General features: G+C 75.6%; 11 protein-coding genes. 5 read left to right on the top strand and 6 right to left on the bottom strand.

The genetic code is table 11. From position 1 onward, the window contains the following. A partial coding sequence (locus tag JWR81_RS05145) for a PucR family transcriptional regulator ligand-binding domain-containing protein (protein ID WP_297647184.1) occupies positions 1 to 738 on the bottom strand: 738 nt, incomplete at its 3' end. A 113-nt stretch (positions 739 to 851) separates the two neighbouring features. On the opposite strand from JWR81_RS05145, the gene gabT reads away from it, so the two are divergent. Further along, complete coding sequence (gabT, locus tag JWR81_RS05140; protein ID WP_297647181.1) at positions 852 to 2213, top strand: 4-aminobutyrate--2-oxoglutarate transaminase; 1362 nt, start codon at positions 852 to 854, stop codon at positions 2211 to 2213. 10 nt (positions 2214 to 2223) lie between these two features. Here the strand turns inward: gabT and JWR81_RS05135 are convergent, their stop codons facing one another. Next, positions 2224 to 2616 (bottom strand): STAS domain-containing protein, encoded by a 393-nt coding sequence (locus JWR81_RS05135; protein ID WP_297647178.1) that lies wholly within the window; start codon positions 2614 to 2616, stop codon positions 2224 to 2226. Between the two features lie 10 nt (positions 2617 to 2626). Continuing rightward, positions 2627 to 7675, bottom strand: a complete 5049-nt coding sequence (locus JWR81_RS05130; RefSeq protein WP_297647175.1) for a SpoIIE family protein phosphatase — start codon at positions 7673 to 7675, stop codon at positions 2627 to 2629. Between the two features lie 114 nt (positions 7676 to 7789). Here JWR81_RS05130 and JWR81_RS05125 point away from each other — a divergent pair, with 114 nt between their 5' ends. From JWR81_RS05125 to JWR81_RS05115, 3 genes are read left to right on the top strand one after another with little or no spacing between them, the layout of a single operon-like run. Continuing rightward, entirely contained in the window at positions 7790 to 8773 is a 984-nt protein-coding gene (locus JWR81_RS05125; protein ID WP_297647172.1) for an acyl-CoA dehydrogenase, read from the top strand. Then, the gene (locus tag JWR81_RS05120) at positions 8770 to 10062 is read left to right on the top strand and encodes a bifunctional PIG-L family deacetylase/class I SAM-dependent methyltransferase (protein WP_297647169.1); all 1293 of its coding nucleotides are present in this window, start codon (positions 8770 to 8772) and stop codon (positions 10060 to 10062) included. The genes JWR81_RS05125 and JWR81_RS05120 overlap by 4 nt, the downstream gene beginning before the upstream one ends. Further along, entirely contained in the window at positions 10059 to 10877 is an 819-nt protein-coding gene (locus tag JWR81_RS05115; RefSeq protein ID WP_297647166.1) for a glycosyltransferase family 2 protein, read from the top strand. Before JWR81_RS05120 ends, JWR81_RS05115 begins: the two co-directional genes overlap by 4 nt. A gap of 4 nt (positions 10878 to 10881) precedes the next feature. Here JWR81_RS05115 and JWR81_RS05110 read toward each other — a convergent pair whose 3' ends face one another. The 3 genes from JWR81_RS05110 to JWR81_RS05100 are packed head-to-tail and all read right to left on the bottom strand — an operon-like array spanning position 10882 to position 12864. After that, a complete protein-coding gene (locus tag JWR81_RS05110; protein WP_297647164.1) occupies positions 10882 to 11376 on the bottom strand; it encodes a peroxiredoxin in 495 nt (164 codons plus the stop codon). Between the two features lie 37 nt (positions 11377 to 11413). Continuing rightward, the gene (locus JWR81_RS05105; protein WP_297647161.1) at positions 11414 to 12211 is read right to left on the bottom strand and encodes an enoyl-CoA hydratase-related protein; all 798 of its coding nucleotides are present in this window, start codon (positions 12209 to 12211) and stop codon (positions 11414 to 11416) included. Beyond that, on the bottom strand, positions 12208 to 12864 hold the full coding sequence (locus tag JWR81_RS05100) for a TetR/AcrR family transcriptional regulator (protein WP_297647158.1): 657 nt from the start codon (positions 12862 to 12864) through the stop codon (positions 12208 to 12210). Before JWR81_RS05100 ends, JWR81_RS05105 begins: the two co-directional genes overlap by 4 nt. A gap of 145 nt (positions 12865 to 13009) precedes the next feature. Here JWR81_RS05100 and JWR81_RS05095 point away from each other — a divergent pair, with 145 nt between their 5' ends. Next, positions 13010 to 14212 carry a CoA transferase gene (locus JWR81_RS05095; protein WP_297647193.1) on the top strand — a complete coding sequence of 401 codons (1203 nt, stop codon included), beginning with the start codon at positions 13010 to 13012 and terminating at the stop codon, positions 14210 to 14212. Positions 14213 to 14217 lie beyond the last annotated feature (5 nt).

Here is a 14217-nt window from a genome sequence, read left to right as displayed (position 1 = left end):
GGCGACGGCGCCGCGGTTGCCGGCGCCCCACGGCCGTGACGCGGACACCACCAGGTAGGCCCGCGGCCGCCCGGTCAGCCCGAGCGGCTGGACGAGCGCCCCCGCGGGCGGCCCGGACGCGCTGTCGGACCCCCGCAGGCCGGCCGGGCGCAGCCGGGCGATGCGCTCCCGGATCTCCGCAGGCAGGACCGGTCCCGGCCGGTCGCGCAGCCGCACGGCGCCGTCCGGGTCACAGATCACGGCGTCACCGTCGACGACCGCGGCGAGGGTCCGCAGGATCTCGGCGGGCCCCTCGGGGGTGGCGGCGGCACGGGTCAGCCGCCGCTGCACGGTCAGGGCGTCGCGCAGCGCCCGCTGTTCCTCCTGCTCGACGAGCCGCCCCACCACCCTGGTCACGGCGACGAACGGCACCGCCCTGGGCACCGCGAACAGCGCCAGCCCGGCGCCGGCGGCCGCCCGCTCCAGGGCCGCGGGGACGTCGTGGTGGGTGAGCCCGATGCCGAGTCCGAGCGCGACGACGCCTGCTCGGGCCAGGCGACCGGCGAAGCCGTGCCACTCCGCGTCCCAGCCCGCGGTGGTGAGACCGGTGGTCAGCAGGATCTCGCCGCCCTCGAGGAACGGCGTCGGGTCGCTGAGCTCGCTCGCCGCCACCCAGCGCACCGGCCGGTCCGGGTCGCCCGGCACGAGCACGCTCAGGTCGAGCGACGGGGTCCGGAGCACCTCGGCAAGGGTGGGCACGGGTGTCAGTCTCGCACCATTGATCATCACAGATGGTGCACACGGGACCCTGTGCTCGGACCGGGACCGGCCTACCGTCGTCCCACCGCATCGGCCCGTCCCGAGGAGACACCATGTCCGCCACCGTCACCGCCCGCGTGTCGACGACCGGCGGTCCCACTCTCCCCCAGGAGCGACGGCTGGTGACCGAGATCCCCGGGCCGCGCTCCCGTGAGCTGGCCGCGCGCCGGTCGGCAGCGGTGCCGGCGGGCGTCAGCGTGACCATGCCGGTCTTCGCGGCCGCGGCGGGCGGGGGAGTGCTCGTCGACGTGGACGGCAACTCGTTCATCGACCTCGGGTCCGGCATCGCCGTGACCAGCGTGGGCAACAGCGCCCCCGCCGTGGTCGACGCCGTGCGTGACCAGGTGGGGCGGTTCACCCACACCTGCTTCATGATCACGCCCTACGAGGGCTACGTCGCCGTGGCCGAGGCGCTCAACGCGATCACGCCCGGCGACCACGAGAAGCGCAGCGCGCTGTTCAACAGCGGCGCCGAGGCGGTGGAGAACGCCGTCAAGATCGCCCGCTCGCACACCGGCCGCCAAGCCGTGGCCGTGTTCGACCACGCATACCACGGCCGCACGTCGCTGACGATGGCGATGACCGCGAAGAACATGCCCTACAAGGAGGGCTTCGGTCCGTTCTCGCCGGAGGTGCACCGCGCTCCGATGTCCTACCCGTTCCTGGACGGGCTGGACGGCCCGGCGGCCGCGGGGCGGGCGATCGAGATCCTCGACCGCCAGGTCGGGGCCCACAACCTCGCCGCGCTGGTGATCGAGCCGATCCAGGGCGAGGGCGGCTTCATCGTCCCCGCGCCCGGCTTCCTGCCCGCGCTGCGCGACTGGACCCGGGCGAACGGCATCGTCTTCGTCGCCGACGAGGTGCAGACCGGCTTCGCCCGCACCGGCGCGATGTTCGCCTGCGAGCACGAGGACGTCGTGCCGGACCTCATCGCCACCGCCAAGGGGATCGCCGGCGGGCTTCCGCTGGCCGCGGTCACCGGCACCGCCGAGATCATGGACGCCCCGCACGCGGGCGGGCTCGGGGGCACCTACGGCGGCAACCCGATCGCCTGCGCGGCCGCGCTGGCGACCCTGCGCACGATCCGCGACGACGACCTGGTCGGGCGGGCCCGGGCGATCGGCGAGATGCTCCTCGACCGCCTGCGCGCGCTGCAGGCGACCGACCCCCGCATCGGCGACGTGCGCGGGCGCGGGGCGATGGTCGCGGTCGAGGTCGTCGACCCGGCGACCGGTGGCCCCGACGCGGCCACCACTAAGGCGATCGCCGCCGGCGCCCACGCGGCCGGGCTGATCGTGCTCACCTGCGGCAGCCACGGCAACGTGCTGCGGCTGCTCCCGCCGCTCGCGATCCCGCAGCCCCTGCTCGCCGAGGCGCTCGACGTGCTGGCCGACGTCGTGGCGACCACCCGCTGAGGCGCGACGGTCAGCCCCGCCGTTCGGCCTCCGGCCCGATGAGAGCGTCCTCGACGTCGGTGTAGAGGCTCAGCAACCCGTCGAGCCCGGACGCCTCGATGGGCCGGACCACCGGACGGGTGTGGTCGACCACCACGCGCAGCGGCTCCCGGCGCGCCGCGGCGGTGCGGGCCGCGGCCACCAGGGCGGACAGGCCGGACGACCCGAGGAACGTGACGTGGGTCAGGTCCACCACCACCACGGCCGTCGGCTCGGCGAGCGCGGCCGCCGTGGCGTCCTGCAGCCTGCCTGCCGTGACCAGGTCCACCTCGCCGGTGGCGGTCACGACGGTGGCCTCGCCCTCGCGCCGGGTGGTGAGGGTCAGCAGCTGCTCCTGCTCGGGAGCCTGATCGGGATCGGACACGGTCGGCAACCTACCCAGCGAGCTCGGGGGCGGGTCCGATCGGTACGTGCCCGCCGATCCCGGTGAGCGCCAGGATGCGGTGCGGGGCGCCGTCCGGGTCGGTGAGCAGCCGGAGCCGCCCGCCCGCGGCGTGCGCCGCGCCGAGCACGAGCCCGGCGCCCGCGCTGCCGAGGAACGTCACCCCCCGCAGATCCAGCACCACCCCGGCGAGGGCCGTGCGCACCGTGTCGTCCACCTGCGCGGCGATCGGGGTCACGGTCGCGAGGTCGAGCGCGCCGGTCAGCTCGATCCGCAGGTCACCGCCGGGCTCGCGGTGGATGCGCAGCTCGCACGTGGCGGGAGGCTCTTCGCGACGGGCCGGCGTCGGCGCGGTGTCCCCGGCCCCCGCGGGAGCGGGCTCCGTGCGGCCGGGCACTGTGAAGCGGACGGTGGTGCCGCCGTCGTGGGTCTCGACCACCACGTCCTCTGTCAGGGCGCGGATCATCTCCAGCCCGCGTCCGCGGTGGCCGGGATCGGCGGGGACGGGACGCCACGTGCCCGTGTCCACGATCTCGCCCTTGACGTCGCCCGACGCGGTGCGTTCGAGGCGGTAGCGGACGGTGCCGGGAGCCTCGTCGCGGTAGGCGTGCTCGACGGCGTTGCTCACGGCCTCGCCGAGCGCGAACTGGAGGTCGTCCAGCTGCTCGTCGCCCAGCCCCGAGGCCACGCTCCACGCGCGGACCGCCCGTCGCATGCCCGGGAGCCCGGTCGCGAGGGCCGGCAGGTCCTCGACCAGGGCTCCCGGGCGCAGCCGCGCCACGAGCACGGCGATGTCGTCGGCGGGCCCGGCGCCGTCCACGACGTCGCGCAGCACCGCCGGGATGAGCATGGGTGTCGGATCGGACGCGTGGGCCCCGGCGGCGGCCGCGAGGCGGTCCAGCCCGTCGTCGATGATCTCGGTGCGCCGCTCGACGAGGCCGTCGGTGTAGAGCAGGACGCTCGCCCCGGGTCGCAGCACGGCCCCGCCCTCGGTGAAGGGCGGTGCCCCGGGCACACCGAGCACGCACCCCTCTGCGTCGTCGAGGTAGCGCGCGCCGGCCTCGTCGAGCACCAGCGGGGGCGGGTGCCCGGCCCGGGCCCAGCGCAGTACCCCGGTGCGGGTGTCGATCACCAGGCAGACCACCGAGCTGCCCCGGGCGCCGTCGATCCGCTGGGCGAACCGGTCGAGCAGCCGCAGCGCCGTGGCCGGCGGCTGCTCGTGGAGCAGGTGGGCGGCGAGCGCGCTGCGGAGCTGGCCCATGACGGCGGCCGCCGACGGGCCCTGGCCGACCACGTCCCCGACGACGACCGCCACGCGGTCGTCGTCGAGCTCCAGGACGTCGTACCAGTCGCCACCGGCCTTGCTGCCCCACGCGGCCGGCAGGTAGCGCGCGGCCAGATCGAGCCGGGACAGCACGGGCAGGGCGCTCGGCAGCAGGCTGCGCTGCAGGGTGTCGGCCACCTCGTCGCGCATGGCGGCCAGCGTGAGCCGTTCGAACGCCAGCGCCGCGCGGGAGGCCAGCGACCCCGCCAGCTCCCGCTCGTTCTCCTCGAAGCTCCGGCTCGTGGCGAAGGCGATCGACAACACTCCGACCACCCGCGTTCCGACGACGAGCGGCAGCGCCGCGTACCCGGCGAAGGCGATGCCGTCGTGCTCCGCGATCAGATGCGGGTACGCGGCGGCCCAGTCGTCGATGTCGTGCAGCCAGACGGCCGTGCCGGTGCGGGCGCAGTCGGCCAGCGGATGCGTCTCGTCGGCGCGCGAGAACTCGTACCGGGCGACGATCGAGGGGGAGAAGCCCACCTGGTGGACCAGCTCCAGCCCCCGGCCGGGCCGTTGGATCAGCGCGCCCACCGCCTCCGCGCCGAGCAGGTCGGCGATCCCGTGGACGAGCACGTGCGCGGCCTCGTCCACGGTGGCGGCCGTGCCCAGTTCGGCGACGATCCGGTGGACCTGGCGGTCCTGCGCCCGCGCCAGCTCGGTGTCGACCAGGCGGGAGACCCGGCGGCTGATCTCGGCGGCCAGCGCACGGTCGGCGGCGTCGAAGCGGTGCGATCCGGTGGCCGACAGGAAGGCGAGCGTGCCGAGCATCCGGCCGTCGGCCATCAGGGGGCTGAGCAGCGCGGTGCGGGTCGCGAGCGGCGCGTCGGGCGGCGCGTCCACGACGTACGGCTCGCCCTCGGCGAGGCGGGCCAGATCGTCGGCGGTCGCGCGCTGCGGCGGCAGCCCGAGCAGCTGCTCCTCGACCTCGGGGCGGTGCGGGTCGCCCGCCGCGAACGGTGTGAACGAGTCGTCGGGCCGGCGCAGGCCCAGGACGGCGGCGTCGGCCAGGACGGGTGCGGCGGCTCGCAGGATCGCACGGAGGCGGTCGGCCAACGTGCCCGCGTCGCCCTGCAGCCTGCCGATCTCCGCCAGCAGCTCGTTGGCCTGCTCGGCGCGCCGGGCCTCGGTGACGTCGCGCAGCGTCCCGACGCGCACGGAGCGTCCGGTGGAGGGGTCGGTGGCGACGTTGTGGACGGCCTCGACCCAGACGCGACGGCCGTCGCGATGGGCGAGAGGCGTGACGAAGCGGGTGCTGTACCGGCCGGCGGGCGCCTGCGCGGCGAGTGCGGCCGCCTCCGGGTCGACCTCGGACGACGGCACCCAGGGGTAGGGCATGCGGTAGGGCAGTCCCTCGGGGCCGTAGCCGAGGATCGCCCCGAAGGCGTCGTTGACCTCGATGACCGCGTCGTCGTCGTCGATCACGTAGAAGCCGTCCTGGAGTGCCGCCACCAGGGCGCGGCGCCACGACGTCTCGTGGTTGCGCAGCCGGGACAGGGCGATGTTGGACCGCACCCGCGCCAGTAGGTCGTGCGACGAGAACGGCTTGACGACGTAGTCGTCCGCCCCGGCGCCGAGGCCCTCGATCGCGGCCTCCTCGCCGGCGCGCGCCGACAGCACCACCACCGGCGTGGTGGCCGTCGCGGGGTCGGCGCGCATGGCCGTGAGCAGCGCGAAGCCGTCGACCCCGGGCATCATCACGTCGGTCAGCACGAGGTCGGGCACGGACTCGGCGATGCGGTCGAGCGCCGCGCGCCCGTCGGCGGCGAGGCGCACCGTGTAGTGCGGTTCGAGCAGCCGGGCGAGGAACGCGCGCAGGTCGGCGTTGTCCTCGACGACGAGCACCGTGGCCCCCGCGGCCGGTCCGGCGTCCACCGGCGAGAGCGGGAGCCGGTCCTCGACCGGCCCGCTCCACTGCAGCGCCTCCTCCCGGTAGAGCTGCGCCGAGGTGGAGGTGCGGTACGGCGCCGGCGCCTCGCCCGTCAGCAGCGACGGCGGGAGCGTGACGGTGAACGTCGAGCCCGTCCCGTGCTCGCTCTCCACGCCCGCGGTGCCCCCGTGCAGCGCGGCGAGCTCGGCGACCAGCGCCAGCCCGATCCCGGAGCCCTCGTGGCTGCGCCCCTCCGCGCCCCGGACCCGGTGGAAGCGCTGGAACAGCAGCGGCAGGTCGGCGGCGGGGATCCCGATGCCGGAGTCGGCGACCGCGAGCCGCACCCCGTCGGCCTCGCGGTGCAACGACAACCGGATGTGGCCCGCGAGCGTGTACTTCAGCGCGTTCGACAGCAGGTTGAGGACGATCTTCTCCCACATGTCCACGTCGACGGACACAGCCGATGGGAGCGGCGGGCAGTCGATGCTCAGTTCGAGACCCGCGCGGTGCACGGCGGGGGCGAAGGACTCCGCGAGATCGCGGGTGAGCCCGGGCAGGTCGACCGCGACCCGGTCGGAGGCGTCCGCGGCCCGCTCGAGGCGGGCGAAGTCGAGCATCACGTCGACGAGCCTGCGGAGCCGGCCGCTGTTGCGGTGGATGATCTCCATCCGGGTGCGCTGGCCCGGGGGGAGCGGCTCGTCGGTGTCGGCGAGCCCGTCCTCGGCGGGACCGGCGATCAGCGTCAGCGGGGTGCGGAGCTCGTGGCTGACCCCCGTGAAGAACTCCGTCTTGGCCCGGTCCAGCGCGGCGAGGTCCTCGTTGCGGCGCCGCTGCACCTCGAAGGCCCGCGCGTCGGCGATCGCGGTGCTGATCTGGCCTGCGATGAGGTCGAGGAAGCGCCGGTACTCGGTGTCCGGCGCCCGGAACGGGCTCAGGCCGGCGAACAGCACCCCGGCCCGGCCGCCGGCCGCCCCACCGGGAAGCGGGACGACGACGAGCGAGTCGGGCAGGTCGTCGCGCGGTGGCGGTGCGGTTGGCGCGTACAGGCCCGGGTGTGCGGCGGCGAGGCCGGTGAGCGTCCGGGTCCGCCCGGTGTCGAGCACGTTCCACGCCGGGGAGCCGGGATCGGTGGCGCGGTCGAGCCGTTCGGGGACCACCGAGGAGTCGTCGGCGACGCCGTAGTGGGCCGTGCGCAGCAGGACGCTCCCCGTGCCGTCGGACTCGGCGAGGTGGATCGCCGCGAACGGGACGTCTGCCCGACCGCGCTCGAGCGCGGCCAGCGCGGCCTCGCAGGCCGCCTCCACGGTCGGGGCGGTGACCGCGGAGATGTCGCCGAGCTCGCTGAGCGTGCGCAGCCTGCGCTCGCCGAGCACCCGCTCGGTGTCCTCGCTGACGACGCAGAGCATGCCCGTGACGTGGCCCGATCCGTCGTCGAGCGGGCTGTAGGAGAACGTGTGGTAGGTCTCCTCGGGGTACCCGCTGCGCTCCAGGAACAGCTGCAGGCCCTCGTCCCAGGTGGCGATGCCGGTGTCCATCACCGTGCGGATCCGCGGGCCGATGTCGGGCCAGATCTCGGCCCACACCTCGTGGGCGGGCCTGCCAAGCGCCCACGGGTGCTTCGCGCGGAGCGTGTCGCGGCGGTAGGCGTCGTTGTAGAGGACGGCCAGCTCGTCGCCCCAGCCCATCCACATCGCGAACTGCGAGGTCAGGAGGATGCGCACGACGCTGCGGAGGCCCTGCGGCCAGGTGTCGGGCGGGCCGAGGGGGGTGGCGGCCCAGTCGTGGTCGGCCATCACGCGGCCCATCTCGCCGCCGCCTGCGAAGAGTGACTCCGATGCTCTCTCGCTCACCGGCGGGACCTCCGTGGCATGACGGGCGACGGCGCACCGTACATCGGGTCCGTCGTCCACCGCACGCCGTGGAACGGGGGAGATTGAGATCTTCAGGACCGGGAACCCGGGACAGTGCCCCTGACGCGAGACACCGCTCACGCGCCCCTGCGCCACGCGGTCGAGGACGAGCTGCGCGCCCTGTTCGGCGCCGGCCGGCTCGACCTGCCCCTGCCCGGAGGTGGGGCGACCCCGCAGCGCTGGGACGCCCTGGCCGCGTTGGGTCGCGTCGACCTCGCGCTCGCCCGCCTCGCGGAGGGCCACGCCGACGCGGTGGCGATCCTCGCCGAGGCGGGGCGGACCCCTGATCCGGCCGCCCTGTACGGGGTGTGGGCGGCCCGCCCCGGCGACGTGGGCGCAGACCTGGGGGCCGGCCTCCTCCTCGACGGCACGGTCCGGTTCTGCTCCGGTGCCCACGCCGTGGACCGGGCACTGGTCGTGGCCGGGGACCCGGCCGGGCGGCGGCTGGTCGACGTAGCGGTCCGGCGGGAGGGGGTCCGTCCCGATCCCACGTCCTGGCGCAGCGCGGCGATGGCGGCGGCCGACACCCTCGACGTCCGGTTCGACGCGGTGGCCGTCGGCCGGGAGGACCTGGTCGGCCGACCAGGGTGGTACGTCGACCGACCGGGGTTCGCGATCGGGGGCGGCGGCGTGGCCGCCGTGTGGTGGGGCGGCGCCGCCGGGCTGCTGGACCGGGCCGTGACACACCTGCCGGCGTCCCCGGACGCGCACCAGCTGGCGCATCTCGGCGAGCTCGACGCGCTGCTCGACGCCACCGGCGCGCAGCTGTCGCGGGCGGCCGCGGGGGTCGACGCCGACCCCGCCGCCGACCACGCCCTGCGGGTGGCCCGCGTGCGGTGCGCCGTCGAGCGGGTGGTGCGGGAGGTGCTGGACCGGGTGCCGCGGATGCTCGGCCCAGGCCCACTGAGTACCGACGCCGACCTGGCCCGGACGCTCGCCGACCTGGGCATGTACGTTCGCCAGCACCACGGCGAGCGTGACCACGCCGGTCTGGGCGCGGCCCGCCTGGCCGCCGCGGGGCGCGGGGACGCGTCGTGAGCGCTACCCGCCCGATCACCTCGCCGCAGGCCTGGATGCCCGCACTGGACGGGCTCCCGGCGTTCGACGCCGCCGCGCACCGCCGGGTGGTGGTCGTCGCGGCCCACCCCGACGACGAGACGCTCGGCGCCGCCGGTGTGCTGCGGGCGCTGCACCGGGCCGGGGCGCAGCTCGCGCTGGTGGTCGCGACCGACGGGGAGGCCGCCTACCCCGGCCTCGACGCCCCGGCCCGCCGCGAGCTGGCCACCGTCCGGCGCGCGGAACTGGCCGCGGCGATGCGTGCGCAGGGGCTGGACGGCGTGCCGGTGACGTGGCTGGGCCTTCCCGACTCCGGGCTCGCCGACCGCGCCGACGCGCTCTGCACAGCCCTCGCGCCGCTGCTGGCCGGGGCCGACGCCGTCCTCGCCCCGTGGCCGGGCGACCCGCATCCCGACCACCGCGCCGCCGGTCTGGCCGCGATCGCGGCCGCCCCGGTGACCGCGCACGCGTGGTCGTACCCGATCTGGATGTGGGCGTGGACCGAGCCGGGTGACACGGGCATCCCGTGGGACCGCGCCCGGGCCGTCCCGCTCGACACCGCCGCGCGCCGGGCCCGCCGCGCGGCCGTGGACTGCTACGTGTCGCAGGTCGGGCCCGGCCCGGACGGCTCGCCCGCCGTGCTGGCGGCGGGCCTGCTCGACCACGTCGACCGCGCGGCCGACGTGGTCTTCCGCGAGCCGCGCACCGCCTCGGCACCGGTCGACCGGTTCGCCGATCTCTACGCGGGCGGCCGCGACCCGTGGGCTGCCGACTCCTGGTACGAGCGTCGCAAGCGGGCCGTCGTCGTCGCGTCGCTGCCGCGGGAGCGCTACGCGTCGGCGTTCGAGCCGGGATGCGGGGCCGGTGAGCTGACCGTCGAGCTGGCGGGGCGCTGCGACCGGCTCCTGGCGTCCGACCCGGTGGACGCAGTCGTCGAGCGCGCCCGGACGGCCACGGCGGGCCGGCCCGGCGTCGTGGTGCAACGCGCGGCGCTGCCGGACGGGGTACCGCTCGGCCCGCTCGACCTCGCGGTGTTCAGTGAGGTCCTCTACTACCTCGACGACGACACGGTGGCGGCCGTGCTCGACCGCACCCTCGCCGCCCTCGAGCCGGGCGGCGACGTCGTGGCGGTGCACTGGCGCGGGTGGCCCCCCGAGGCCCCGCGCGACGCCGCGGCCACCCACCGGATGCTGGCGGAGCGGCGTGAGCTGGAGCCGGTCATGGCCCACGTCGACGAGGAGTTCCTGCTGCAGGTGCTGAGGCGGCGGTGACTGCCACACCGATCGGCGCCGCCCGGATGAGCGCCGTCGCTGTGGTGGTCCCCGCGCGGGACGAGGAGCAGGACATCGAGGCGTGCCTGACCAGCATCCGGACCGCGCTGGGCCGGCTGCCGTCCGGGGTCGCGACCGCGGTGACGGTGGTGCTGGACCGGTGCACCGACCGCACGCCGCAGCAGGTGGACGCGATCCTGACCGGCTGGGCGGGCGCCGTCGCGCTCCACGTGGCGGCCGTCGGCGGTCACCGCGGGCCGGCCCGGGGCGCGGTGACCGCGCACATCGTCGCCGGCTCCGGGGTGGGCGCGCTGCGCGACCTCGGCGTGCGTGACGCCCTGCGCCGGCTGCGCCCGCACCCGCCGCGGTCGGTCTGGGTGCTGACCACCGACGCCGACACCACGGTGCCACCGGACTGGGCGCTGGCCCACCTCGCCCGCGCCGGTCGCGGAGCTGTCGGCGTGGCCGGCATGGCCGACCCGGTGGCCCCGGTCGGCGCGGACGGCCCGTCGCCGCGGGCGGCGCTGCGGCACGAGATGATCGTGCGCAACGGCATCGACCACGCCGACGGTGAGCGGCATCGCCACGTCTACGGCGCCAACCTCGGCGTGCGCGGCGACGCCTATCTCGCCGTCGGCGGGTTCCCGCCGGACGGCCCGGGGGAGGACCACGGCCTGTGGTCCCGGCTGCGGGCGACGGGCCACCGGTTGGAGCAGCCCACCGCCGTGCGGGTCCGCACGAGCGCCCGGACCGTCGGCCGCGCCACCGGCGGCCTGGCCGACCTGCTGCGCGACCTCGACGAGCCCGGCGCGTGAGGGGTCAGACCTTGAGCAGCAGGTTCGAGCAGGTGGAAAGGTCGATGCCTGTCTCGTCGACGTCGATGCTGGTCACGACGCCGTCCTGGAGGACGGCCGCGTAGCGCTTCGAGCGCTGGCCGAGACCGAAGCCGCTGCCGTCGAGCAGCAGGCCCATGGCGGTGGTGAACTCCGCGTTGCCGTCGGCGAGCATGAGGATTCCGTCCCCGACGCCGTGGGCCTTGCCCCAGGCATCCATGACGAAGGGGTCGTTGACGGCGACGCAGGCGATGGTGTCCACGCCCTTGGCGCGGAGCTCGTCCCCGCCCTCGACGAACCCGGGCAGGTGGACGTTGGAGCAGCCGGGGGTGAAGGCGCCGGGCACGGCGAAGAGCACGACCTTGCCCTTTCCGAGGATCTCCGAGGAGCGCACGGTGGTCGGACCGTCCGCGGTCATGACCCGCAGGTCGGTGTCGGGGATGGTGTCGCCGACGGTGATGGGTCCAGCAGTGATCGTCATGCCCGGGAATCTATCCCGGCGCCCCGCGACCGGGTGGCTAGCGGCCCCGGAACGCGGCGGGGCGCTTCTCGACGAACGCGGCGCGTCCCTCGGCGTAGTCGTGGGTGGGCCCGTGCTCCTGCTGGAGGGTGGCCTCCAGCTCGAGCTGGTCGGCGAGCCGGGCCTGCGCCGCGGCGTTCAGGGCGCGCTTGGTGTTGCCCAGCGCCACGGTCGGGCCCGCCGCGAGACGTTCGGCGAGGGCCCGAGCGGCGGACGGCAGCTCGGCGCGCGGGTGCACGGCGTTGACCAGGCCCCAGTCGAGCGCCTGCGCCGCGGGCAGCCGGTCGCCGAGCATGCACAGCTGGGTGGCCCGGGCCAGCCCGACGCGTTCGGTCAGGAACGCGGTGGTGCCGCCGTCGGGCATCACGGCGATGCGCACGAACGCCAGCAGGAGGTAGGCGTCGTCGGCGGCCAGGATCAGGTCGCAGGCCAGCGCGAGCGACACGCCCAGCCCCGCGCACGCCCCCTGCACGGCCGCGACGAACGGTTTCGGCGCCGCCCGGATCGCCAGGACGATCGGGTTGTAGATCTCGCGCAGCCGCGTGGAGAGGTCGGGATGGCCCTCGGGGGTGGTCTCGCGCGGGTTCTTCACGTCGGCGCCCGCGCTGAACGCCCGGCCCGCACCGGTGACGAGGACGGCGCGCACGGCCGCGTCGTCCGAGACGCGGCGCACCGCGTCGAGTAGCTCCCGGCCCATCGCGGGCGTCCACGCGTTGAGGGCGTCGGGCCGGTGCAGCTCGATGTGGGCGACGCCGCCCTCGACCTCGTAGCGGATGTCCTGGTAGGTGTCGGTCACGGGCGCAGGGAGTGCAGCACCATCGACTGCGCCGTGCGGATGACCTCGTCGAGCGGGCCACCCTCGGGGTCCCACCACTCCGCCGCCCAGTTGAGCGCGCCGAGCACCATCATCCGGCCGACCGCGGGATCGACGTCGGGGCGGAGCTCGCCGGCCGCGTCGAGATCGGCCACCAGCACGCGCCACACGTCGTTGTAGGCGGCGATCTCGGCGAGCGCGCGGCGGCTGACCTGCTCCGGGAGCTGGTTGGCGTTGCGGATGATCGCCGTGGAGTAGTCGGAGATCTCGAGCTCGTGGCGCAGGTGCGCCTCGACGGCGGCGGCGATCCGGTCGGCGGGCGTCGCGGTGGGCGGCAGCGCGTCGAGCGCGGCGGCGAGGTGGGTACGCATCGCTGCGGCCCCGACGTACATGACCTCCTCGATGAGGTCCTCGCGCGACGGGTAGTAGTAGTAGATCGCCGGGGCCTGCACGTGGGCCTGCTCGGCGATGTCGGCGAGCCGGGTGCCCGCGAAGCCCTTGCGGCTCAGGACCTTGGCGGCCGCGTCGAGGAGCCGGCCCCGCGTGCGGGCGGACTTCGACGTGGCGGTGTCGGCGCCACCAGGGACGTCGGGCCCGGGGACGGGCATGGGGTGGTCAGGAGTGCTGCGGGGCACGTCGGGAAGCCTAGGGGACCTCGTCACGGCCGGTGCCGCTTCGCCCCGTCGCGTCCGATGAGCTCCTTCACGATCTCCATGCCGCACCGGCCTTCCTCGCCCACCATGTTTTGAACTCGGCGTAGATTATCAGGGAGCGGTCATGATGGGGCGCGTGAACCCACTCGCAGGCCTGCAGGTCGTCGAGTGCGCGAGCTTCGTGGCCGGCCCGACCGGCGGCATGACCCTCGCGCAGCTCGGCGCCGACGTGATCCGGATCGACCCCATCGGCGGTGGCAGCGACCACCTGCGCTGGCCCGTGGCGCCGGACGGGGAGAGCTACTACTGGGCGTCGCTGAACAAGGGCAAGCGGTCGGTGGCCGTGGACATGCGCTCGGACGAGGGCAAGGAGCTGATCACGGCACTGATCACCGCGCCGGGCCCGGAGCGCGGGGTGCTCGTCGACAACGTGGTGGGGCGGCGCTGGATGGCCCACGACGCGCTCGCGGCCCGGCGCGCCGATCTCGTGCACGTGCGCGTGCAGGGCTACCCGGACGGGCGCCCGGCCGTCGACTACACGGTGAACGCCGAGGTCGGGCTGCCCGGCATCACCGGCACCGAGGAGGGCGGGGCTCCGGTCAACCACGTGCTGCCGGCCTGGGACCTGGTCACGGGCCTGAGCGTGTCGACGGCGGTGCTGGCGGCGCTGCGCGACCGCGACCGGTCGGGCCGCGGCGCGTTCGTGGAGCTGGCGCTGTCGGACGTCGCGCTGGCCGGGGTGGCGAACCTGGGTTGGCTGTCGGAGGCGTCGTCGCGCGGGGTGGAGCGGCCGCGGCACGGCAACCACGTCTACGGCAGCTTCGGCGTCGACTTCGCGTGCAGCGACGGGCACCGGGTGATGGTGGTGGCGCTGACCGAGGGGCAGTGGGCGGCGCTGTGCTCGGTGACGGGCACGCGGCAGGTGTTCGACGCGCTCGAGGTGGCGATGGACGCCGACCTGACGAAGGAGGCGGACCGCTACCGGTTGCGCGAGACGATCGCGGCGATCCTGCGCCCGTGGTTCGCGGCGCGCGACCGCAAGCAGGTCAGCGACGAGCTGGACGCCGCGCGCGTGCTGTGGGGTCGCTACCAGGGCATGACCGAGGTGGTGGACGCGCACCGCCGCGGCGACCACGCGGTGCTCGCCGACATCACGCTGCCCGGCGAGGCCGACGCGATCACCGCCCGCTCGCCGCTGCGGTGGAACGGCCGGTACTCCGAGGCGGGCCTTCCGCCCGCGCTGGGGCGGGACACGGCCGAGGTGCTCACCGAGGTCCTGGGCCTGAGCGACGCCGAGATCGGCCGGCTCGTCTCGGCGGGGGTGGTCTGAACCGG

The sequence above is a fragment of the Pseudonocardia sp. genome (genome assembly GCF_025965585.1).
Lineage (GTDB): Bacteria > Actinomycetota > Actinomycetes > Mycobacteriales > Pseudonocardiaceae > Pseudonocardia.
Note: the sequence above shows the minus strand (reverse complement) of the source record. Positions and strands in the feature narration are given on the sequence as shown.

Coding starts and splice junctions, on each gene's coding strand:
- gabT (WP_297647181.1), top strand. CDS start 852: ATGTCCGCCACCGTCACCGCCCGCGTGTCGACGACCGGCGGTCCCACT.
- JWR81_RS05110 (WP_297647164.1), bottom strand. CDS start 11,376: ATGACGATCACTGCTGGACCCATCACCGTCGGCGACACCATCCCCGAC.
- JWR81_RS05095 (WP_297647193.1), top strand. CDS start 13,010: ATGGGGCGCGTGAACCCACTCGCAGGCCTGCAGGTCGTCGAGTGCGCG.